The sequence below is a fragment of the Mycobacterium sp. 012931 genome (genome assembly GCF_000419295.1).
Taxonomy (GTDB): Bacteria; Actinomycetota; Actinomycetes; order Mycobacteriales; family Mycobacteriaceae; genus Mycobacterium; species Mycobacterium marinum.
This window is the reverse complement of the sequence record NZ_AOPX01000001.1, coordinates 2500856-2523637: the sequence shown is the minus strand read 5'-3', so window position 1 is coordinate 2523637 and position 22782 is coordinate 2500856. Positions and strand designations below refer to the sequence as shown.

The 22782-nt window shown below is 65.3% G+C and carries 14 protein-coding genes and 1 pseudogene; 4 read left to right on the top strand and 11 right to left on the bottom strand.

Annotated elements, in window-relative coordinates; translation table 11 throughout:
* Nucleotides 1–62: 62 nt before the first annotated feature.
* Together MMSP_RS11260 and MMSP_RS11255 are read right to left on the bottom strand one after the other, a co-directional pair.
* Nucleotides 63–686 (bottom strand): Rv2466c family mycothiol-dependent reductase, encoded by a 624-nt coding sequence (locus MMSP_RS11260; protein ID WP_012395415.1) that lies wholly within the window; start codon nt 684–686, stop codon nt 63–65.
* Nucleotides 687–786: 100 nt separating this feature from the next.
* Nucleotides 787–2393: pseudogene (locus tag MMSP_RS11255) on the bottom strand (PE family protein).
* Nucleotides 2394–2668: 275 nt separating this feature from the next.
* Here MMSP_RS11255 and pepN point away from each other — a divergent pair.
* Nucleotides 2669–5248, top strand: a complete 2580-nt coding sequence (gene pepN / locus MMSP_RS11250) for an aminopeptidase N (protein WP_036427216.1) — start codon at nt 2669–2671, stop codon at nt 5246–5248.
* 94 nt (nt 5249–5342) lie between these two features.
* On the opposite strand, the gene MMSP_RS11245 is transcribed toward pepN, so the two are convergent.
* The 3 genes from MMSP_RS11245 to MMSP_RS11235 form a co-directional block, all read right to left on the bottom strand.
* The gene (locus MMSP_RS11245) at nt 5343–5810 is read right to left on the bottom strand and encodes a DUF5130 domain-containing protein (protein WP_011741466.1); all 468 of its coding nucleotides are present in this window, start codon (nt 5808–5810) and stop codon (nt 5343–5345) included.
* Complete coding sequence (locus tag MMSP_RS11240) at nt 5797–6030, bottom strand: hypothetical protein (protein WP_011741467.1); 234 nt, start codon at nt 6028–6030, stop codon at nt 5797–5799. The genes MMSP_RS11245 and MMSP_RS11240 overlap by 14 nt, the downstream gene beginning before the upstream one ends.
* A 101-nt stretch (nt 6031–6131) precedes the next feature.
* On the bottom strand, nt 6132–6773 hold the full coding sequence (locus MMSP_RS11235) for an HNH endonuclease (RefSeq protein ID WP_015356563.1): 642 nt from the start codon (nt 6771–6773) through the stop codon (nt 6132–6134).
* Nucleotides 6774–6926: 153 nt separating this feature from the next.
* Here MMSP_RS11235 and MMSP_RS11230 point away from each other — a divergent pair, with 153 nt between their 5' ends.
* The 3 genes from MMSP_RS11230 (at nt 6927) to MMSP_RS11220 (ending at nt 10659) form a co-directional block, all read left to right on the top strand.
* Nucleotides 6927–7313, top strand: a complete 387-nt coding sequence (locus tag MMSP_RS11230) for a globin (protein ID WP_012395421.1) — start codon at nt 6927–6929, stop codon at nt 7311–7313.
* The gene (locus MMSP_RS11225) at nt 7313–8890 is read left to right on the top strand and encodes a glycoside hydrolase family 13 protein (RefSeq protein ID WP_020786707.1); all 1578 of its coding nucleotides are present in this window, start codon (nt 7313–7315) and stop codon (nt 8888–8890) included. The genes MMSP_RS11230 and MMSP_RS11225 overlap by 1 nt, the downstream gene beginning before the upstream one ends.
* Before the next feature lie 236 nt (nt 8891–9126).
* Nucleotides 9127–10659, top strand: coding sequence for a phospholipase C (locus MMSP_RS11220; protein WP_036426433.1), 1533 nt, complete (start codon nt 9127–9129; stop codon nt 10657–10659).
* A 27-nt stretch (nt 10660–10686) separates the two neighbouring features.
* Here MMSP_RS11220 and MMSP_RS11215 read toward each other — a convergent pair whose 3' ends face one another.
* From MMSP_RS11215 to MMSP_RS11190, 6 genes are all read right to left on the bottom strand, one after another.
* The gene (locus MMSP_RS11215) at nt 10687–12426 is read right to left on the bottom strand and encodes a GMC oxidoreductase (protein WP_020786704.1); all 1740 of its coding nucleotides are present in this window, start codon (nt 12424–12426) and stop codon (nt 10687–10689) included.
* Nucleotides 12427–12509: 83 nt separating this feature from the next.
* Nucleotides 12510–14045, bottom strand: a complete 1536-nt coding sequence (locus tag MMSP_RS11210) for an MFS transporter (protein WP_020786703.1) — start codon at nt 14043–14045, stop codon at nt 12510–12512.
* Nucleotides 14042–16231, bottom strand: a complete 2190-nt coding sequence (locus MMSP_RS11205; protein WP_036426432.1) for an Rv1355c family protein — start codon at nt 16229–16231, stop codon at nt 14042–14044. The genes MMSP_RS11210 and MMSP_RS11205 overlap by 4 nt, the downstream gene beginning before the upstream one ends.
* 511 nt (nt 16232–16742) lie before the next feature.
* Nucleotides 16743–17405, bottom strand: coding sequence for a hypothetical protein (locus MMSP_RS11200; protein ID WP_011741473.1), 663 nt, complete (start codon nt 17403–17405; stop codon nt 16743–16745).
* Entirely contained in the window at nt 17402–17818 is a 417-nt protein-coding gene (locus MMSP_RS11195; protein ID WP_012395428.1) for a thioesterase family protein, read from the bottom strand. The genes MMSP_RS11200 and MMSP_RS11195 overlap by 4 nt, the downstream gene beginning before the upstream one ends.
* Entirely contained in the window at nt 17815–22653 is a 4839-nt protein-coding gene (locus tag MMSP_RS11190) for an NAD-glutamate dehydrogenase (protein WP_020786700.1), read from the bottom strand. Before MMSP_RS11190 ends, MMSP_RS11195 begins: the two co-directional genes overlap by 4 nt.
* Nucleotides 22654–22782 lie beyond the last annotated feature (129 nt).

The window sequence follows — 22782 nt, the reverse complement described above, 5'->3', positions numbered from 1 at the left end:
GGATTATAGATGCGCCTGACCGGCGATGTTCAGCACTTGGCCAAGCGGTTACGCACCCGCGTTCAGTCGAATTCGGGCGGCTCGGTGCGGGTCCGCTTGAGCTCGAAGAAGTGCGGGTAGGCGGCGAAAGTCACCGAGGCGTCCCATAGCTTGCCGGCTTGTTCGCCCCGCGGAATCCTGGACAGCACCGGCCCAAAAAAGGCGACACCGTTTACGTGGATGGTCGGGGTGCCGACGTCATCGCCCACCGCGTCCATCCCGGCATGGTGGCTCTTGCGCAGCGCATCGTCATAGGCGTCGCTGGTGGCGGCCGCAGCCAGATCGGCGGGCAGACCAGCGTCGGCCAGCGACAGCTTGATCACCTCATCGAGGTCTTTGTTGCCCTCGTTGTGAATCCGGGTGCCCATCGCGGTGTAGAGCGAGGCCAGCGCACCGGCACCGTGCGCCTGCTCCGCCGCAATCGCTACCCGCACCGGTCCCCACGCCTTGGCCATGGCTTCGCGATATTGCTCGGGCAGACCTTCACGATTCTCGTTCAGGATGGCAAGGCTCATCACCCGGAAGTTCACTTCGATGTCGCGAACCTTCTCCACCTCGAGGATCCAGCGCGAGGTGATCCAACACCACGGACACAGCGGGTCGAACCAGAAGTCGGCAATAGATTTTTCGGCGGCCTGATCGGGCATGGCGTGCGGTCCTCTCGTCGGTGGTCAATTCAGCGCAACCGGGGCCACCCGCTGATTGTTCCCGGATCGCCCCACCGAGGGAGATGCATTTTCTCCCCGGTCAGCCGGCCTGGCCGGAGTGGCCCGAGTTGCCGGTCGCACCGGTCGCACCGTTGGCACCGGCCGCAGCACCCCCACCCTCACCGAACCCACCGGCGCCGCCCAAACCACCGGCCCCGCCGCTTCCGCCACCGCCGGCGGCACCGCCGAGCCCCGAACCACCGGAGTGACCGATCAGCCCGCCCGCGCCACCGGCGCCGCCATTTCCGCCGTTGCCGCCATCACCGCCATCACCGCCATCACCGCCATCACCGCCGACACCACCCTGCCCGGTGTGGAACGGGCCACCGCCGAACGCGCCGTCGCCAGCGGCTCCGCCGGCACCACCCCCGCCACCGACAGCGCCGGTTCCGCCGATACCGCCGCCACCACCGGCACCACCGATGCCGCCATCTCCGAACAGCAGTCCACCCTGACCGCCGACACCACCATTGCCGCCGTCGCCGGCAAGGCCGGCAGCAACGCCATCACCGCCGCGTCCGCCCATACCGCCGTTGCCGCCGGTCGCGGATTGCCCGGGAAAGACATTCGCGTTCACATCCGCGCTGCCCCCCGCGCCACCGATGCCACCCGCCGCGCCCGCCCCGCCGGCCCCGCCGGCCCCGCCGTGGGCACTGCCGGTGCCGAGCACGGTACCGGCGGAACCACCCGCTCCGCCGGCTCCGCCGATGGCTCCGGCGCCCCGTCACCGCCGCCGCCACCAGCACCACCGGTGACATTGGGGGTACCCGTTGGTGATTGGGCCCAGGCGGCGCCGCCACGGCCACCCACGCCGCCGATCTCCCCGGCGGTAGTTCCGTCGGCGCCGGCGTGGCCGCCAGCAGCGGTGCCATCGATGACGTCATGACCCTGCTGGCCACTATCGGCGTAGCTGAATGGGGCGTCAGCCGGGACAGGATTGACGCCATCGGCCCCGGCCCCGCCTGCCCCGCCGATTCCGCCGTTGCCGCCGTGACCCCACAGCCCCGCACTGCCGCCGGCACCGCCGTTGCCACCTAGGCCCGCGGTGACACCAACGCCCCCCGCGCCGCCGTTGCCGCCATTGCCGAACAGCATCCCGCCCGCGCCACCGGTACCCCCTGCCGCACCGAACCCACCCGTGCCGCCGTTACCGCCATCACCGATGAGCCCGGCGCTACCGCCATTGCCGCCGGCCTGGCCGGCCACGCCGCCGGCCGCCCCGTCACCACCGCTACCGATGAGCCACCCACCATTTCCGCCGTTGGCGCCCGGGGTCGTCGCATCGGCGCCATTGCCGAACAATGGCCGCCCGGTAAGTGTCTGAACTGGAGAGGTCACCAGATTCGCGGCCTGCTGCAGCGAAGTGTTGGCCGCCTCAACTGCGGAATAGCCGCCCGCACCCGCAGTCAACGCCCGCACAATCTGGTCGTGAAGTGCCGCCGTGTGGGCACCGAAGGTCTGATAGGCCTCAGCCTGCGCCTCGAAGCACGCGGCTACGGCCGCCGAGATCTCATCGCCCCCCGCGGCAAGCACCGCCCTCGTCGTAGCCGCCGCGGCACCATTGGCCGCGCCGATCGTCGAACCGATATTCGCCAAATCCGCTGCCGTCGCCGCCACCATCTCCGGGTCCACCACCACAAAGGACATCGCTCAGTCTCCTATCAGCCACGGCACCGCTAGCACTTACCGACCATCAAAATTCGAGAGCATTGGCACCACACCCTAGCCGAGTCGGCACTACAATTTCTCGCAAATGCGTTATGGGGGAACGTAATTCACCGGTGGATGATTATCGCGGGCAGGCGAATCGGGTTGGCCCCGCTTGCCCAGGGCACCACTGACCACGGCACCGGCCAGCCTTACCACGATCTTGCAGCGGGGCTGTCGTGTGCAGTGCCAGCGCAGCCGATATCTTGGACGCCGTGGCTCTTCCAAACCTCACCCGGGATCAAGCTGTCGAACGCGCCGCCCTGATCACGGTCGACAGTTACCAGGTCAACCTCGATGTGACCGGCGAGCGCACGTTCCGCTCGACCACCACCGTGATGTTCGACGCGCTGCCCGGCGCCGATACGGTGATCGACATCGCCGCCGAGGGCGTCCGCAGCGCCAGCCTCAACGGCCAAGAGCTGGATGTCTCTGGTTACGACGAATCCACCGGAATCCCCCTGCGCGGGCTGTCGCATCGCAATGTCGTCATCGTCGATGCCGACTGCAGGTACTCCAACACCGGCGAAGGCCTGCATCGTTTCGTCGACCCGGTTGACGGCGAGGCCTACCTGTACTCGCAGTTCGAGACCGCCGATGCCAAGCGCATGTTCGCCTGCTTCGATCAGCCCGATCTGAAGGCCACTTTCGAGATCCGGGTGACCGCGCCTCAACACTGGAAGGTGATATCCAACGCCGCCGCGGTCGAGGTCTCACAGAGCCAGTCGGCCGCCGTGCACAGCTTCGGGGTCACCCCCCGGATGAGCACCTATCTGGTGGCACTGATCGCTGGACCGTACGCAGTCTGGAACGACACCTACAGCGACGAACACGGCGACATTCCCCTGGGCATCTACTGCCGCGCGTCGCTGGCGCAGTACATGGACGCCGAGCGGTTGTTCACCCAAACCAAGCAGGGATTTGGCTTCTACCACAAGCACTTTGGCATTCCCTACGCGTTCGGCAAGTACGACCAGTTGTTCGTCCCGGAGTTCAATGCCGGTGCCATGGAGAACGCCGGCGCGGTGACTTTCCTCGAGGACTACGTGTTCCGCAGCAAGGTCACCCGGGCCTCCTACGAGCGGCGCGCCGAGACGGTGCTGCATGAGATGGCGCACATGTGGTTCGGCGACCTGGTCACCATGACCTGGTGGGACGACTTGTGGCTCAACGAATCCTTCGCGACTTTCGCTTCGGTGCTGTGCCAAAGCGAGGCCACGGAATTCACCGAGGCCTGGACAACCTTCGCCACGGTCGAGAAATCCTGGGCTTACCGGCAAGACCAGCTGCCCTCGACCCATCCGATCGCCGCGGACATTCCCGACCTGGCGGCGGTGGAGGTGAACTTCGATGGGATCACCTACGCCAAAGGCGCTTCGGTGCTCAAGCAGCTCGTCGCCTATGTCGGACTCGAGCACTTCCTGGCCGGGCTGCGGGACTACTTCCGTGCCCACGCATTCGGCAATGCGACATTCAGCGATCTGATCACCGCACTGGAAAAGGCATCCGGGCGCGACTTGTCCAATTGGGGTCAGCAGTGGCTCAAGACCACCGGTCTCAACACGCTGCGCCCGGACTTCGACGTCGATGCCGACGGCCGGTTTACCCGGTTTGTGGTGCAGCAAAGTGGCGCGGCGCCCGGTGCGGGCGAGACCCGGGTGCATCGGCTGGCGGTGGGCGTCTACGACGACGATGTCGCCGGCGGGTCGGGAAAGTTGGTGCGAGTCCATCGAGAAGAACTCGACGTCGCCGGGACGGAGTCGGAAGTCCCTGCCCTGGTTGGTGTGCCTCGCGGGAAACTCATCCTGGTCAACGATGACGACCTGACCTATTGCTCGCTGCGGCTCGACGGTGACTCGCTGCAAACGGCGTTGGGGCGCATCGCCGACATCGCCGAACCGTTGCCGCGCAGCCTGGTTTGGTCCGCGGCCTGGGAGATGACACGCGAGGCCGAGCTGCGTGCGCGTGACTTCGTGTCGCTGGTGTCAGGCGGCATTCACGCCGAGACGGAAGTCGGCGTGGCACAGCGACTGCTGCTGCAAGCCCAGACGGCGCTGGGTTCCTACGCCGAACCGGGTTGGGCCAGCGAAACGGGTTGGCCGCAGTTCGCCGATCGGCTGGTGGAATTGGCCCGCGCGGCCGATGCCGGGTCCGATCATCAGCTGGCCTTCATCAACGCGCTGTGCACGTCGGTGCTCTCGCCCCGCCATGTGGAGACGCTGGCGGCGCTGCTGGACAATGACCCGGCCGAGTTGGGATTGGCCGGCCTGGAAGTCGATACGGACCTGCGCTGGCGCATCGTCACCGCGCTGGCGACCGCCGGCGTCATCGACAGCGATGGACCGGAGTCACCCCGCATCGACGCCGAGGAAAAGCGCGACCCGACCGCCACCGGCAAGCGCAGCAGTGCGCACGCCCGTGCGGCGCGGCCGCAGTTCCCGGTCAAAGACCGCGCGTTCACCACGGTGGTCGAGGATGACACGCTGGCCAACGCCACCGGCCGAGCCATCATCGCGGGAATCGGCGCCCCCGGACAAGGTGAGCTGCTCAAGCCCTTCACCGCCCGCTATTTCGAGGTGATTCTCGGGGTATGGGAGCGCCGATCGAGCGAGGTCGCCCAATCGGCGGTAATCGGCTTGTACCCCTACTGGGACATCACCGAGGAAGGCGTTGCCGCCGCCGACCGTTTCCTGGCCGACCCCGAGCTAGCACCCGCGCTGCGGCGGCTGGTGTCCGAGGGCCAGGCCGCGGTCAAGCGGTCGTTGCGAGCCCGACGGTTCGACGCCGCGCTCTAGCGCGGCCGTGTGCCCTCGCGAGGGTGCGCAACCGTACGCCGACACGCCGTGTTGGGCGTACAGCTGCGCACCCTCGCGGGCAGACGCGCGGCGACTAGGCCGGGGTGATTCCCGAGCTGAGCACGCGGATGGCGCTGACCAGACCATCGATCAGGTTGCCCTGCTCGAACGCCGACGTGGCGGCGGCAACTCCCAACGGAGCCGCCGACTCGGCGCCGCGCCCCCGCAGGTTCGCGCCATAGACAACCTCGACGGCGCATTGGTCGGGTGAGACCGCAACCAGCACCGCGTCGTTGGGTGTCGGCACCTTGGCCAAGATCGCGCGCGCACGAGCGGCGGTGTCACTACCCAAATCGCCGAGGTACACCGCGAAACGCGCGTTGGACGCACGCGAGGCGTACTTCAGGGCGTCATCGACGGCCACGAGGTCGTCGATCGGGAACGGGTAGTGCACGGACAATTCCCCGGGTTCGGTCACCCTGGATATCCGTCCGCTACTGGTGAATACCGAACCCCGCGGCAGGTCGGTGGGCTCGATCGTCGCTACGTCACCATGTGCCACTGGCGCCACCTCCAACTGAGAATTCCGAGGAACCATGCCCGCCGTGTCCGTGGGCGTCTCCGACAGCCTCATCGGTGGCGGCCCACAGGATCGGGGGATGCGTCCATTTCTCCGACAGTTCGTAGGTGGCCGGGTGCGGTCCCTTGCGGGTCAAGAAGATCGCTCCCAGGACAACCACCAAGAACAACGGTATTCCGACGAAAAAGAGATGAATCTCCATAACGCTCACGCCCCAAACCGTATCCCACCGAGGGTTCACCCGGCGCAGTTAGGACACGAATTTGATCACCGCGACAGTGTCGGCCAGTCGCGATGACAACGCTAGGCAGCGCCCTCGCCGAGGTATCGGGCCCAGGATGGGTCCAATTCCTTGATCGTCGAGAGCAGTCGCCAGTGCTGACCGGTCGGCGGCAGCGGCGTTCGGCGCAGTGACCAGCCAAGTTCGGTGAGCAGCTTGTCACCCTTGCGGTGATTGCACGCTGAGCAGCACGCGACGCAGTTCTCCCACGAATGCTCACCCCCGCGACTGCGCGGCACGACGTGGTCGACGGTGTCGGCTTTCGCCCCGCAGTAGGCACAGCAGAAACGGTCACGGTGCATCAGCGCGGCACGGGTCATCGGAACCCGGGCACGGTAGGGCACCCGGACGTAGGTCCGCAGTTGGATTACCGAAGGAACCACGATGGTTTGGGTCGCCGAGTGGATGACCGGCCCTGCCGGGTCGTCGTGCACCACGTCAGCCTTGCCACAGATCACCATGACGATCGCGCGGCGCATCGGCAAGGCGGTGAGCGGTTCGTAGGTGGAGTTCAGCAGCAGCACCCGCCGGCGGCTCCAGATCGACGCGGTCTCGTGGCGGTTGGGCGGATGGGTATCGACACTGTGCAGACATGACGCGGTCCCAGTCATGCTGGCCGCGGCGCCGTGGTTGCGGTGGCCGCGGCGCTTCTTGCCCTGCGCCATAGATCCTCCGGGCAACAGTCCACCACGATTTGCCGCCGATCGCACGCCTTTTGCCACGTCGACGCCGTGTCACTTGGGTGAACAACAGGGTCTAACGGGTCGCCCGCAACAGCCAGCCAAGACAAATGGCCCACAATGGAAGGGATGGATCAGATGACCGAGCCCTTCTACGACGCTGTCGGGGGGGCCAAGACCTTCGAAACAATCGTGTCCCGCTTCTACGAGTTGGTCGCCGAGGACGAGATATTGCGCCCGCTGTATCCCGAAGAGGACCTATCGGGCGCGGAAGAACGCCTGCGGATGTTCCTCGAGCAGTATTGGGGCGGCCCGCGCACCTATTCTGAGCAGCGCGGACACCCCAGGCTGAGGATGCGGCACATGCCTTTCCGAATCACGCCGATCGAGCGCGACGCCTGGCTGCGGTGCATGCACACGGCCGTCGCTGCCGTCGATTCGCAGACCCTGGACGACGATCATCGTCGCGAGTTGCTCGACTACCTGGAAATGGCCGCCCACTCACTGGTCAACTCACCATTTTGATGGCGGCCGACGGCGACGAAGCGAAGCCGTGGTGGTCCACCGCGGTTTTCTACCAGGTCTATCCCCGATCGTTCGCGGACAGCAGCGGCGACGGTGTTGGTGACTTGGACGGGGTCGCGGCCCGGCTCGATCACCTGGCCCACCTCGGTGTCGACGGGATCTGGCTGAACCCCGTCACGGTGTCGCCGATGGCAGACCATGGCTATGACGTCTCCGATCCCCGCGACGTCGACCCACTGTTCGGCAGCATGGCCGCACTCGAGCGGCTCATCGCGGCGGCGCACCGGCGCGGCATCAAGATCATCATGGACGTGGTGCCCAACCACACCAGTTCGGCGCATCCCTGGTTTCAGGCCGCGCTTGCCGCAGGACCAGGCAGCATCGACCGAGATCGGTACTTCTTCCGCGACGGGCGCGGCCCCGGCGGCGTGCGGCCGCCCAACAACTGGGAGTCAGTCTTCGGCGGACCGGCGTGGACCCGGGTGACCGATCCGAACGGCACGCCCGGCCAGTGGTATCTGCATCTGTTTGATACCGAACAACCAGATCTGAACTGGGACAACCCCGACGTCTTCGACGACTTCGAGAAAACGCTGCGCTTCTGGCTGGAACGCGGGGTGGACGGCTTCCGTATCGACGTTGCGCACGGCATGGCCAAACCACCCGGGCTTCCGGACACATCGGACGTCGCAGAGGTATTGCGCCACACCGACGACGATCCGCGCTTCAACCACCCGAATGTGCACGCGATTCACCGCGACATCCGGACGGTCATCGATGAGTACCCGGCCGCGGTGACCGTCGGCGAGGTGTGGGTACACGACAACGCTCGCTGGGCGCAGTATCTGCGACCCGATGAGCTGCATTTGGGTTTCAATTTCCGGCTGGCGCGAACCGACTTCGATGCGGCCGAGATTCACGCCGCGGTGCAGAACTCGCTGCAGGCCGCCGCGATGGCGAACGCCGCCCCCACCTGGACACTGGCCAATCACGATGTGGGCCGGGAGGTCACCCGCTACGGCGGCGGGACCACGGGGCTGCACCGGGCCCGGGCCATGGCGATGCTCATGCTCGCCCTGCCGGGCGCCGTGTTCCTCTACAACGGGGAGGAACTCGGGCTGCCGGATGTGGACCTGCCCGACGAGGTGTTGCAGGACCCGACCTGGGAACGTTCCGGACGTACCGAACGCGGCCGTGACCGGTGCCGGGTTCCGATGCCGTGGTCGGGTACGACTCCCCCGTTCGGGTTCTCCAGCTGCGCTGACACCTGGTTGCCGATGCCGCCCGAATGGGCGGCGCTGACCGTCGAAAAGCAGCTTGAGGATGCCGGTTCGACGTTGGCGTTTTTCCGGCGTGCGCTCGAATTACGCAGGAAGCGTAGGGAATTCGACGGAAACGAAATCCGGTGGCTGAGCGCCCCACGCGGCGCGCTGATATTTCGCCGCCCGGCTGGGTTGGTGTGCGCGCTCAACGCCGGCGACCGCCCGCTGACGCTCCCGGACGGCGAGCTGCTGCTGGCCAGCGCGCCACTAGTCGACGGCGCGTTGGCGCCCGATGCGGCGGCCTGGCTGGTGTAACGACGCGGCGGCCAAGCCCCGTTGGCTCCGAACAGCCAGGCGCCGTTGCCGCCGCTACGCCAGCATCATGGAACGCTCCCGGTCCCGCCGGTGCCGAACCGGATCGGCCGACAGCGAATCCGAACTTGCCTCCAACACGCCGGTCGACTTGGCGCAGCAAAGCATCGCCGGCGTATACCGTTCCTCCCACAAACGCACAGGGAAGGTAGGCGGTGAGCAAGAGCCCCGTCGATGCGATGTCGCGTCGCGAGTTTTTGGCCAAGGCCGCCGCCGCCAGCGGGGCCGGTGCCTTCATGTCCTTGGCCGGCCCGGTCATCGAAAAGGCCTACGCAGCGGGGCCATGTTCGGGTCACCTGAGCGACATCGAGCACATCGTGTTGTTCATGCAGGAGAACCGGTCGTTCGACCACTACTTCGGCAAGCTTTCGGGCACCAACGGATTCGACAGCGGCTCACCGCTGTTCGCCCAGAAAGGCTGGAACCCCCAAACACAGTCCAACGATCCGGCCGGAACCACGATCCCCTACCGCTTCGACACCACGCGAGGCCCGCTCGTTGCCGGTGAGTGTGTCAACGACCCAGGACACGACTGGATCGCCATGCACAACGCCTGGAACAACGGCGGCAACGACAACTGGCTGCCGGCCCAAGCCGCGGTCAGTGCGCTGCAGGGCAACACCCCGGTGACGATGGGCTATTACCAGCGCGAAGACATCCCGATCCACTACCTGCTGGCCGATACGTTCACGATTTGCGACGGCTACTTTTGCTCGCTCATCGGAGGAACGTCGCCAAACCGGCTCTATTGGATGAGCGGCACTATCGATCCCGATGGCGCCAACGGGGGGCCGCTGCTGGTAGACCCCAACATCCAACCCCAGGGGCGGTTCAGTTGGCGCACCATGCCCGACAATCTCGAGGATGCCGGGGTCAGCTGGAAGATCTACCAGAACAAGCTGCTGGGGGCGCTGAACAATACGGTCATCGGCTATGACGGGATGCTCAATGATTTCAAGCAGGCCCAGAATCCGCGGACGAATCTAGCCCGTTACGGCATCGCGCCGACCTACCCCAGAGACTTCGTCTCCGATGTCCGCAACAACCGGCTGCCCAAGGTCTCCTGGGTGCTGCCGGGGTTCCTGTTGTCCGAGCACCCGGCGTTCCCGATGAATGTGGGCGCTGTGGCGATTGTGGACGTGCTGCGGATCCTGCTTTCCAATCCGGCGGTGTGGGAAAAGACGGCGCTCATCGTCAGCTACGACGAAAACGGCGGATTCTTCGACCATGTCACGCCGACCACGGCTCCCCCGGGAACTCCCGGCGAGTGGATCACCGTGCCCAACATCGACGCGGTCACCGGCTCCGGTGGCATACGTGGACCGATCGGTTTGGGTTATCGCGTGCCATGCTTTGTCATCTCGCCCTACAGCCGGGGCCCGCTGATGGTCCACGACACGTTCGACCACACCTCTCAACTGAAGTTGATCGAGACGCGGTTTGGCGTTCCGGTCCCCAACATCAGCGCCTGGCGCAACGGCCTGGTCGGTGACATGACCTCGACGTTCAACTTCGCGGTCCCGCCGAATTCATCGCGCCCCAACCTCAGCCACCCCGCGATCAACGCCGTCCAGAAGCTGCCCCAGTGCGTGCCCAACTATGTCCTGGGCACCGTGACGAAGACGGCGGTCCCCTACCGGGTGCCGTTCCCGCAGGTGATGCCCACGCAGGAGACCCAGCCAGCGCGCGGGATTCCCAGCGGCCTCTGCTAGGCCCGCGCGGCCACCCAGACGGACGGCTCAGACGCGGTCGTCGAGTTCGGTAACGGGGTCATAGCCGGGCAGGCCAAGTTCGCGACGCATCAGTTCGGCGGTGCGTTCGGCGAACATCGAGATGGTCAGAAACGGGTTCACCCCGATGGCTCGCGGGATGACCGACGCGTCACACACGTAGAGCCCGTCGTAGGTGCCGCCATCGGGGTGATACACGTGCCCGGCGTGGTCGACTACGCCGGCGTCGACGTTGTCGGCGGTGGCACACCCACCCATCTGATGGGCGGTGATCAGGTGCTTGCCGAGGAAGCGCTTGTCCCATCGCGGATTCTTGATGTACGTCCCGCCAATCGCCTCGACAGCGGGTTTCATGATCGCGTCGACGTCGCGGTAGACCGCTTCGGTCGGGGCCCCCGGCCAGTCGACCTTGACGGTGCCGTTCTTGCGTAGCACCAGTTCGCCGTCGGAGTTGTCGTGCACCATGATCAGGAATCCGAGCGAGTGGTTCATCGCGCCGTCGGTGTTGAAGGTGACGTCACGACGCCAGCGGTCAAGTTTGGTCGGCCGCAGGTCGCGATAGCTGGCCGCGGCCAGCCCCATCAGCCCCAAGCGGAAGCTGTCGACGAGCGCGCGGGGCAGCGACAAGTCCTCCACGGTGAACCGCTTACGCACGTCGGATTGGTCGGCGCCGAAACGCATCACCGCGGTGATGCTCGGCCCGCAAGTCAGCTCGGATCGCGGCGGCCCATCGGTGGTCGCCCAGGTTTGGGTATCGGTGCGCATGTCGGTGTTGTAGGCGATCGCGAAGTTATCGCCGTTGCCGCTGAAGTTCTTACCCAGCCGCCCAGACAGTTTCAGCCCGGCATCTCTCGAGCGCATCAGGATTCCGTTGCTGCCCAGCGCGCCGGCACAGACCACGACGTGACGGGCGGTGATGACGACATCGCCGTCTTGGCCCTTGCGCGAGCCTTGACCTTTGCGCCCGGTGCGCCCAGCGATCACCCGCCAGCGGCCGTCGTCGGCGGCTTCGATGCGCTCCGCTTCGATGCCGCAAAACATCTGGGCGCCATGGTGTGCGGCCATCGGCAGATAGTTGGTCATCAGGGTGTTCTTCGAACCGGTGTTGTCACCGGTGCCATCGCCACCGTGGTTGGGGCAGCGCCGCCGCTGTACGCCGTATCTGGTCACGCGGTCTTCGGCGCTGACCGTGATGTCCAGGATCTGCAGCTGGGCACCCGCGTTCTTGGCGATCTGGGTGAACGCTTCGACGCGACGCAGCGGCACGTTCTCCGCATAGGGCACGGCGCCGAGCATGCGGCGGGCTCGGCCGAAGTATTCGTCCAGGCCGCCAACACCCTCACGCTGCTGTTCCACCAACGCGCGGAACTCCCGCGGCCATGACGCCAGGAACACTTCCCGATCGGGGACGATCGCCACATTGAAGTTGATCAACGAGGTGCCGCCAAGTCCGCTGGCGTGGATCACGTCGATGGTCTTGAAGCGTTCGATCTCGATGAGGCCCAAGGGATTCGAGCGCGAGCGAAGTTCGCCAAGCGCGGCCTTCTCGGTTTCGGGGAAGGTTCCGGTGGGGTGCTCGGCGCCCCGTTCCAGCACCGCGATGTCGAGTTTGCCGCCCGCTGCCGCGTTGGCGGTTGCCAGCCGCGCCGCGGTGATCGCGCCTCCATAGCCGGAGCCGAGGATCACAACGTCGTACTCGCTACGCAACGCATCGGTGTTGCAAGCCAGAACTGCAGCGGTGTCGGCCATGACAAAAACCTAGCGTCAATTTCACCCCAGCAAAACGGGTCCTCCGCTGCGGCCGCCGACCGGATCGGGAACCGGTGGTCCGCTCAACCCGGTTGGTCCGCTGCTTCGTGACCGGTATCGGTCGATCCCGAGAAGCCCAGCATGAACAACCCGGCGGCCACGCCGCACAATGCCACGCACGCGGGCAGCAGCATCGACTGCGACATCGCGACCGAGAAGGGCTCACGCAGCAACCCGGGAAGTCGCACCGCTGTGCCGTCGCTGCCGCGCAGCGCAGGCGAGTTCCCTGGCGACGGCGGCATCTCGGCGGCGATCCGCGCTGTCATGAACGCCGCCATGCCTGAGGCGCCAAGCACGGCCCCCACCTGCCGAGCCGCTGTGTACACGCCGGCGCCCGTACCCGCCAACTGTGCCGGCAGGTCTCGCGAGCCAATGGCGGCCAGCGGCGCCCACACAAAGGGAATGGCCACGCCGAGCGCCGTGATGGGCAGCACCAGCCGCCAGATCGGCGTGCTCAAAGACATCTCGATCGATAGCCAGGTGAGCGCGACCGCCAGCATCGTGAACGCTGAACTAACCACCAGCTTCGGGTGATACCTGTCGACGATCTTGCCGACCAGGGGCGACACCACCCCACTCATGACCACCATCGGGGCAATCAATGCCGCCGAGCGGATCGGCGACAACCCCACGGCCGACTGCACGAAGAACATCGCCGGCACCATCATCGCTGTCGTCGCAAACGCGACGGCCGCCACCCCGATGCTGGACAGACTGAAGTTGCGGTCGCTGAAGATCTTCAACGGGACCAGCGGGTCACCGCGATTGACCGACTGCCAATAGACGAACACCGCGATGACCCCGACGCCGCCGATCAGCATCATCGAGGTCCACGGCGCCCACCCCGCGTGCTGACCCTCTTGCAGCGCGAACACCACGAGAAAGACACCCAGCGCCGACAGTGCGGCCCCAAGCAGATCCAGCTGCGGGCGGTGTACCGGCAAGACCGGGAGCAGCAGGGCTGCCAGCACCAGCCCGGCGAGGCCGATAGGGACGTTGATGAAAAAGATCCACTGCCAGCCCAGCGCCTGGACCAACACACCACCGGCCAACGGTCCCACCAAAGTTACGACGCCACCGGTGGCTGTCCAGATGGCCAACGCCACACCACGGCGCTGCGGCTCGAATATCCGGCTGATGATCGACAACGTCTGCGGAAATAGCAGCGAGGCGCCCAGGCCCTGCACCGCACGGGCCGTGATCAGCATCCCGATGCTGCCAGACAACCCACACCACAACGATGCCGCCGTGAACACCGCAAGGCCGATGACATAGATGTTCTTGGGACCGAATCGATCACCAAGGCGCCCGGCCACCAGCAACGGCGCCGCGTACGTCAGTAGGTAGGCACTAGTCACCCAAATCACCAGGTAGTAACTGGTGTGCTGGTCGGCCATGATGCTCGGGTTGGCGATCATCACCACCGTGGAGTCCAGGACGATCATGAAGTAGCCGACCAACATCGCCCACAGCGCAGGCCACGGGTTCAATGATCGCGCCCGACGGGTGCCCCGAGCTATCCGCCTGGCGCGTCCGGCGACGAGGCTGGCCCCGATCATGCGTCCGCGCCGCTCCGAACCCCCTTGCGCCACTCTGCTAACGGCCGGCGCCGGCTGCGAACTGACGGGCTCGGTGCGGTGCAGAACCGCAACAAGATGGCCGGCGACTCACCCGTGTCGGCGTCGGCCAGTTCGGCGAACTCCAGCTGCAGTCGCTGTAGCTGGGCACCGTAGCTCGAAGACAGGCCATGCAGCTCTTGATCGTTGTGAGCGTAGAGAAACAGCGGCGTTGTCGGTCCTACCGCCAGCCCCTCCTGCTGTGCGCGGATCCACACGGCTTGAGAGGCCGATCCGCCACGTGCGTAATCGGCCAACGACCGGCCTTGCACGTACACCAGGGCCAGCGCCGAACTCGAAGAGAGCCGGGCGAAGCCGTCGAACCCTAAGGCCACTCCCCCATCCCACCGCGCGAGTTGGGCCGTGACCTCAGGGCGGCAGATCTGCTCGAGCATCATCAACCTGAACGCATCCAGCTCCAGACTGCGAACGTCGATGCCGCTGTTCGCGGCCGGGTCAGTTGGCCAGTGCAGCTCAGCAACCAATTCGGCATGCAGCTCCGGAGTGAGATAGCGGATGCGGTCACTGGCTCCGATAATCCTTGCCGCCCTGTCGATGTCGTCACGACTGCGCAAGACCTGCAGCCGCGCGCCCTCGCCGCGAGCGGCAAGTTCCAGCATCTCCACCGTCTCATCGGAGATCGGAGTGGGCGTCCCATCGTACCGATTCGTCTGGCGCGCCAGCATCGGTTCGTAAAGTCGCGCCAGATCCGGGTCATCTCCGCTGCCCAGTCTTACCGTCGCGGTCAACGGAGACCGTTCGCTGACCGCACCGATCTCGACCGGCCCGAGAACGCCATGGGCAGCGGCCGCGACCCGCGCGTTGAACACCGCCGCGCCGATTCCTACCGCGCTGCAGCGCAAACCGATGTCCAACAAAGACGTGTGCTCGGGCGCGAGCTCGATGACAACACAGTCCCGATCGGCTCGGATGCGCCACGGTTGGGCGTTGCCGACCGACGGTGCACGATTGGCGGCCGCGGCGACCACGTCAACGACGTCGCCCAGCTGCGCGGCTTCGGCCAGTGGGTCGGCGTCGGCATAAGACTGCGCGGCGCAAGCCGGCCCGGCCGTCTGCCGGTCGGTGGCGTGGGCGGCGGGATCGTCGATACGGCTGAGCATCTCTTCGACGTCCATACGGATGCGGCCCGATGAAAGCGGCTGTTGTAAGCCAATTTTGCGAACGGCCTCAGCAACGCTGGCCGCCCCGAGTTGGACCTCGCTGGCCAGCTGTGGCCAGCCGGACAGCGTCGAACCAACTTCGATGAACGCCGCGGCCTCTCGCGCCGTCACCTTCTCGGGAGAGGTAATGCGATAAAGGTGTGGAATCTTGTCCCAGTCCGACAATCCGCTCAGGGCTGCGGCGTCGATGTCGCCGAGCAGGCCGTGCAGGATCGGCCGCGTCGGTTCCAGGTCGTATCGCTCGACGTCTAACAGACCGCGATAATCAGTGGCCATGATGACCGGTATCCGCCGTGCGCGCGCAGCCTCACGGACCATGACTTTCGTGTCCAGCGAGTCGCATTCCTCGACCACGATGTGCAGCCCGTCAAGAAAAGCGTCGATCGTATCTGCGGTGATGCCGGCCGTGACGACGGACACCTTCAGGTAGGGATCCAACTCAGCTATCCGGCGCGCGGCAGCGGTCGCTTTGTTCACGCCGAGGTCGAGCACCGACAAAGGGACCCGATTGAAATTGGACAGCTCCAGGTGATCAAAGTCGGCGAGCCGCAGCTCACCGCAGAGCCCTTCGGCCGCGAGGGTGTACGCGAGGGTGTGTCCGACGCTCAAGCCGACTACCCCGATACGCAACTCGGCGAGCTGATCTTGTTCCTCCTCGGTGATCAGATGCCGGTTTCGGTCTAGCCGGACAGCGCGAAACGCGTGTGGCCCCAACACACCGACGACCGTTCGTCGCCACGGGTAATGAACCCACCGGTGCCGCTCGGCAATGAGGTCGGCGTTACGGCCAGGGCGGATTCCGCGAATAATTTGCGCCTGCTCGTCAGTCCGGTCCAAGAAGTTAATCGATGGATCTGCGCGCAGGCATTCCAACCGATGAGAATCCGCGGGAACGTCCGGATTAAGAATCTGCGCCCCAGCATCGTCCCCATCGCCGCTCGCCCACATGCCAGCGATACTTTCACCCACCGAAGCGCTTCGCAAGGATTTTGGGGACGCAATAGCCGTCTTCGATCCCGGCCAACAGGATCCTCATTAATTGCCACAACAGGCCCGCCGAAAAACCAAATTAGGCTCGCCGAATTCACTCGGTTCAGCGCAGCCCCCAACCGATCAACCCGCGGGTCCAACCGTCCGGACCAGAATTAAAGCACTTGCCCATCAACGGTATCCGCAGTATCAAGACCCAGTTCAACTTCGCCACTATCCAACCGATTGCGCACCGTTCAACAGAGCGGAAAGACCATTGCGAGCGGCAAATACTCGCGCTAGCCGAAGTTGGCCACACGCGGACCGAAAGAATCGTAGAGTTGCCACTCGAAACCCCACAACTGGGCTATCAGGAATTAAGACAATCGTTATGGGTCGGTAATAAAAAGAAAAATGGCATTATCCACCCGGTGGGGAAATCCGCTTTGCCGGTCACCGACCGCTTCCGGGCAAGCCGCGAGCCCGACTATCACCTCAACATCAAAGGCGGATGCCCGCGGCGCCGGTACACCGATCCGAATCGCGCATCCAGCCGCAACCACGTCGGCATTACCCGCACCCGAACCATCTCATCGGCATCAATCGCTTCTGCCGACTGCGGCAGGAAACCCATTGCCGTCAAGGCGAATACGCAGCGCATCGGCAGACCGACGGCGGCGTCATCGGAGCTGACCTGGATGACCTCTTGGTCCATCAGTGAGACCGGTGGACCGTGAGAGCTGCTGTGTTCCTTGACAAGTCGTGCACCACTCTGCGCCAGGTCCAGCACAACGCGCGCCGGCAGGTCTTCGAGGTGGACGAATCCGGACTCCGGCGGCAGCGCGCCCCGCCACGCCGAGTCCATCGGGTAGCCCGGATCCAGGTAGCCGGAACTGTCCGTCGCAGCAAGTCCGCGGGCCAGCGCGTCGGCGCCCACCGTTAAGTCATTGGGGCGCACTTTACCGACCACCACCCGGCTGGCCAGCACATCGAAACTGGTTGCCACCCAAGCCGTCAGCAATCCGGCGGATCGTGCCCGCAGTCGGATGATCGCGGCCGGGTCAAGCCGGATCGCATGCTCGACGAATGTGGACAGATCCGAACGATGAGCTGGGTCCGTCAACCACAGCCCGCGCTCGTCTGTCCCCGTCATTCCCGCAGCCACCGCTGCAGGTACTCCCGATGCTGTGCCGACAACCGCACCAGCCGCTGCTCTTCGATGTGCACCGCAGCGAGCTGCGATTCCGCGATGACGGCCGGCTTGGACTCCGGGGCCGCGCCGATCGAGCGGACTTCGTAGCCCAGCGTGAAGTCGACCGCCCGAAGCCGCTTCGTCCACATCGTCACCTGCAAAGGCGAATCCGCAAGCCGCAGCTGATCCTTGTAGGTGACCCGGACATCGGCGATCAGCAGGCCGATGGTGGTGATATCGGCGCCGAACGGCTCCCGGAGGAATGGGACCCGAGCCTCTTCGAGGATGGTGACCATGGTGGCGTGGTTGACGTGCTGGTACATGTCAATGTCCGACCAGCGCACCGGCACCGCAGCGACGTACCCGACGGTCATCCCGAGATCCCTCGTCCGCTGGTGCGGGTCATTCGGCGGACCTGGCGGGCGGCCACCGACAACGTCGCGAGATCCTTTTGGCCGCTATCCCGAATCTCGTTGAGTGTCCGGCGTGCCCGGTCCACCCGGGAGGCGCTGAGCTGCTCCCATTCCAGGATCTTCTGCTCACTGCTCTCATCGGGCTCACCCACGGCGATCACGTCGAAGCACAACGACCGCAGCGCACCGTAGATGTCGTCGCGAATCGCCAAGCGGGCCAATGAATGCCAGCGATCCTTTCGCGGCAGCTCGGAGACGGCGGTGAGCAAACCGTCCGCACCCAGCCGATCCACCAGGGCAAAGTAGGTATCGGCGACTTCGGCCGCGTCGATATCGGCGATGTCGGCGATGTCGATGATGTCGAGCAGGCTGTAGCGATACAGGCCGACCGCAACGCGGTACGCCAGGTCCTCGGGTGCGCCCTGGGCGATGAACTCCTCGGAGGTCTTCTCGACGATGGCCTTATCGTCGCCGCGCAACCACTCCGACATCCGCGGGGTCAACGCTTTGACCTTCGCGGCGAACCGGTTGATCTCGGCACCGACGGCGAGCGGCTGAGGGCGGTAGTTGAGCAGCCAGCGACTGGCACGGTCGATGAGCCGGCGGGTATCCAACGTCAACCGGTCGGACAGCGCCACCGGTAGCTCCTCCGCACGGATACGGCGCCAGATGTGACTCACGCCGAAGATGGCGTCGGTGGCCATGTAGGTGCGCACCGCGTCGATCGGTGAGACACCGACGTCTTCGGTGATCCGAAAGGCGTAGGTGATGCCGGCGGTGTCCACCAGGTCGTTGATCACCATGGTGGTGACGATCTCGCGACGTAGCTGGTGCGAGCGGATCTCGGGAGCGAACCTCTCGCGCAAGGGCTTCGGGAAATAGGAGGGCAACCTCGAGGCGAACACATCCTGATCGGGCAGCTCGGTGGTCAGCATCGTCTCTTTGAGCGCCAGCTTGACGTGCGCCATCAGGGTTGCCAACTCGGGCGAGGTGAGCCCGATGCCCGCTTCCGAACGTCGCGCAATCTCCTTTTCGGAGGGCAGCGCCTCCAATTCCCGGCTGACTCCGCGCTCGGCCACCAAGTACCTGATCTGGTCGGCGTGCACCGGCAGCAGGCTGACCGGGTTAGCGCGGCTGGTACCCATCAAGTCGTTCTGATCGGAATTGTCGGTGAGCACCAGCTGTGCCACCTCGTCGGTCATCGACTCGAGCAGTTGTTTGCGTTCGTCTGTTCTTACCTTGCCGGCGCTGACCAGCGAGTCGATCAGAATCTTGATGTTTACTTCGTGGTCGGAGCAGTCCACACCGGCGGAGTTGTCCAGCGCGTCGGTGTTGATCCGCCCGCCGGACAGATCGAATTCGACGCGACCCAGTGCCGTGACCCCGAGGTTGCCGCCTTCACCAATGACCTTGGCGCGCACCTGGTTCGCGTTGACCCGCACGGGATTGTTGGCACGGTCACCGACATCGGCATCCGACTCCGACTCAGCCTTGATATAGGTCCCTATGCCGCCGTTGAACAGCAGATCCACTGGGGCCTGCAGAATCGCCCGGATCAAGTTGGGCGGGGTCATCTCGGTGACGTCGCCGCCAATGCCAAGGGCATTGCGAACCTGGTCACTGACCGGGATGGACTTCTGCTCGCGGCTGTACACCCCCCCGCCCTCGCTGATCAATGACTTGTTGTAGTCATCCCAGCTGGATCGGGGCAGATCGAACATTCGCTGCCGTTCCTGCCACGAGGCAGCGGCATCCGGATTCGGGTCGAGGAAGACGTGGCGGTGATCGAAGGCAGCGATCAGCCTGATGTGCTTGCTCAACAGCATCCCATTGCCAAAGACGTCGCCGCTCATGTCGCCGACGCCCACGACGGTGAAGTCCTCGGTCTGGGTGTCGATCCCCATCTCTCGGAAGTGCCGCTTGACGGCTTCCCAGGCGCCCTTGGCGGCGATCCCCATGGCCTTGTGGTCGTAGCCCACCGACCCACCGGACGCGAACGCGTCACCCAACCAGAATCCGTAGGAGTTAGCGACCTCGTTGGCGATGTCGGAGAACGTGGCGGTGCCCTTGTCCGCGGCCACCACCAGATAGGCGTCGTCGCCGTCGCGCCGCAGCACCTCCGGCGGCGGGCTGACCACTCCGGTCGTGTGGTCGACGTTGTCGGTGACGTCGAGCAGCCCGGAGATGAACAGCTGATAGCAGGCAACGCCTTCGGCGCGAGTGGCCTCGCGGTCGGTGGCCGCGTCGCCGGTGCTCAACGGCGGCCGCTTGACGACGAATCCGCCTTTGGCTCCGACCGGCACGATGACGGCGTTCTTCACCGCCTGCGCCTTGACCAGACCGAGGATCTCGGTGCGGAAATCGTCGCGCCGGTCCGACCAGCGCAGCCCGCCTCGCGCTACCGGGCCGAACCTCAAATGCACGCCTTCGACCCGGGGTGAATAAACGAAGATCTCGTACTTGGGCCGCGGCAGCGGGAGCTCGTCGATCAGCTGGGCATCCAACTTGACTGACAAGACATCGCGGCTGCGGGCCGAACCTTCGCGTGAGACAAAGTAATTGGTCCGTAGGGTGGCCTGAACCAGCGACGCGAACGCCCGCAGAATCCGGTCGGTATCCAGACTCACCAGTGCGTCGATGTCAGCGGCAACGGCAGCAGCAGCGGCTTGCGCGTCAGGACTTACCGGTGAGCCCGCCGGCCGTGGATCGAACAGGGCCTCGAACAATAGGACCAGTGACCGCGCGGTGGAGGGGTGCTCGTTGAGAACTGATTCGATGTAGGACTGGCTGTAGGGGAAGCCCGCTTGCCGCAGGTATCTCGAATAGGCACGCAGCAGGACCACCTGTTGCCACGTCAGCCCCGCCCGCATGACCAACTCGTTGAACCGGTCGATCTCGATCCTGCCCTGCCAGATCGCGGTGACCGCATCGGCGAATCGCTGTGCCGCCGCGGCCCGCTCGGCGGGAACCGTCGCCTTCGGGATGGTGGGATGCGGTGAGATCTTGAACTGATAGATCCAGACCGGCAACCCGTCCGGGCGGGTGACCGTGAACGGCCGCTCCTCGAGCACCACCACACCCATGCTCTGCAGCATCGGCAACAGCTGACTTAGCGAGGCAGTACAGCCCCCCAGGAACCAGGTGAGCTGGGCGACACCGTCCGCGGTGCGATCGGAGAAGACCAATTTGACCGAGTCATCAGCTAGCTCGTTGATGATCGCGATGTGGTCGATGGCGTCGGCCGGGGCGACCGCCTGCTTGTAGGCCTCCGGAAAGGCAGCCGCGTAATGCTCGGCGTCGGCGTGCCGCACCGAAGCATCGGAGGCAGCGCCGATCAGGCGGTCGGCCCAGGTGCGCGCGGCCTCGCTCAACAGCGCCTGAATCCGGCTTCGGTTGGCCTCCGAAACATCGATCGAACCCGTCGCCACGTCTTCGGGCAACCGAACCATGAAATGCATGAGCGCCCAGGGTGATTCACTGACTCTGGCAGTGAACTCCAGCCGGGTGCCGCCGAACTCGCGGACCAGGATGTCGTCGATCTGCAGCCGCACGGCCGTCGTGTAGCGATCGCGCGGCAAGTAGACCAAACACGAGACAAAGAACTGCAGCCGATCGACCCGCAGGAACAGCAGCGCTCGTCGCTGGGAGCCCAGATCCACCACCGCTTTGGCCATCGCCAGTAACTGTTCGGAGCTCAAGGTAAACAGCTCGGGACGAGGGACGGTCTGGATGACGTCCAGCAGAAGCTGGCCCGGGTGGCTCGGGTCGTTGCCGGCCAACTCCAGCGCGTCACGGACCCGATGCGAGATCGCCGGGATCTCCAAAACGTCGGCGTTCATGGCCGCCACTGTGAACAATCCAACAAAGCGATGCTCGACGATATTGCCGTCGCCGAGGCTCTCGCGTATCGCGATCGCGTACGGGTAAGCGCCGTAGCGCAGGTAACTGCCGACCCGCGCCTGCGCCAGGACCAGCAACTTGGTTTCGTCGGTAAGCCGGGGCCGCGTGCCGGTCCGCGCACGCAGCACGCCCAGGCCAGTCGAGCCGTCGCCGAGGACCATCCCGTCGTCCACCTCGCAGGGCTGATAGCCAAGCAAGAGGAAGTTTCCATTCCCCAGCCAACGCAGCAACGCCGCCACCTCTTGGTGGTCCGGAGCCGCATAGTGGCCTTCGCGATCGCTGTCGACTGCGACCGCCAATTCGCTGAGGGTGGCAATCATTGCCGGCGCATCCTTGGCGACACGCTGAACATCAGCCAAGACCTTGGGCAGCAACTGTTCGACTTCGGCGAGGGCTTTGGCCTCGACCGTCGGCGAGAGTTGGACGTGTATCCAAGCCTCACCGACGTAGGGCGAGGCGTCCCGGGACTTCGGCTCGACGCGCTGCAGCTCACCGGTGGGGCCGCGGTGCACCTCGAAGACCGGGGTCATGATGGTGGTGTAGCCAACACCAAGCCGGTGCAGGAGCACCGTCACGGAATCCATCAGCATGCTGCCGTGCTCGGTGACCACTTGCAGCGCCGGCCCGAACCAGACCGGGTCGTCCGCCGGATACACGGCGACGCGACTCTCACCCATGGGGCGGTGCTGCCCGAGCCGATAGTGCGCACTCAGCATCGCCGGCGTCACCACGGAGGCAGCGGCTTCGGCGGCTCGTTGTGAAGCCTGCGAATCCTCCTCCCCCCGACGCTGGTAGCTGTCCAGGTAGGCCTGCGAGATCCAGTCAGGAATGTCGGCGGGTTGGGTGAACGCCGTCCACGCCCCGACATCCTGCTTGGCCCCGGGATCGATCGTCATGCCGACTGCTCCAAACTCACGACTGAAACCAGCGCGCTACTTGATCGGCCCCACTCCTCACCGGCCATAGGGGCCGCATCGTTGCGGGGCACCACTTGACTGCCCCACTCCTCAGCAGCCATAGCGGCC

Excerpts from the sequence above, each read along its gene's own strand:
- MMSP_RS11260 (WP_012395415.1), bottom strand. The coding sequence starts at position 686 with ATGCCCGATCAGGCCGCCGAAAAATCTATTGCCGACTTCTGGTTCGAC.
- MMSP_RS11240 (WP_011741467.1), bottom strand. The coding sequence starts at position 6,030 with ATGGAGATTCATCTCTTTTTCGTCGGAATACCGTTGTTCTTGGTGGTT.
- MMSP_RS11235 (WP_015356563.1), bottom strand. The coding sequence starts at position 6,773 with ATGGCGCAGGGCAAGAAGCGCCGCGGCCACCGCAACCACGGCGCCGCG.
- MMSP_RS11230 (WP_012395421.1), top strand. The coding sequence starts at position 6,927 with ATGACCGAGCCCTTCTACGACGCTGTCGGGGGGGCCAAGACCTTCGAA.
- MMSP_RS11225 (WP_020786707.1), top strand. The coding sequence starts at position 7,313 with ATGGCGGCCGACGGCGACGAAGCGAAGCCGTGGTGGTCCACCGCGGTT.
- MMSP_RS11220 (WP_036426433.1), top strand. The coding sequence starts at position 9,127 with ATGTCGCGTCGCGAGTTTTTGGCCAAGGCCGCCGCCGCCAGCGGGGCC.
- MMSP_RS11215 (WP_020786704.1), bottom strand. The coding sequence starts at position 12,426 with ATGGCCGACACCGCTGCAGTTCTGGCTTGCAACACCGATGCGTTGCGT.
- MMSP_RS11210 (WP_020786703.1), bottom strand. The coding sequence starts at position 14,045 with ATGATCGGGGCCAGCCTCGTCGCCGGACGCGCCAGGCGGATAGCTCGG.
- MMSP_RS11205 (WP_036426432.1), bottom strand. The coding sequence starts at position 16,231 with ATGTGGGCGAGCGGCGATGGGGACGATGCTGGGGCGCAGATTCTTAAT.
- MMSP_RS11200 (WP_011741473.1), bottom strand. The coding sequence starts at position 17,405 with ATGACGGGGACAGACGAGCGCGGGCTGTGGTTGACGGACCCAGCTCAT.
- MMSP_RS11195 (WP_012395428.1), bottom strand. The coding sequence starts at position 17,818 with ATGACCGTCGGGTACGTCGCTGCGGTGCCGGTGCGCTGGTCGGACATT.
- MMSP_RS11190 (WP_020786700.1), bottom strand. The coding sequence starts at position 22,653 with ATGACGATCGATCCCGGGGCCAAGCAGGATGTCGGGGCGTGGACGGCG.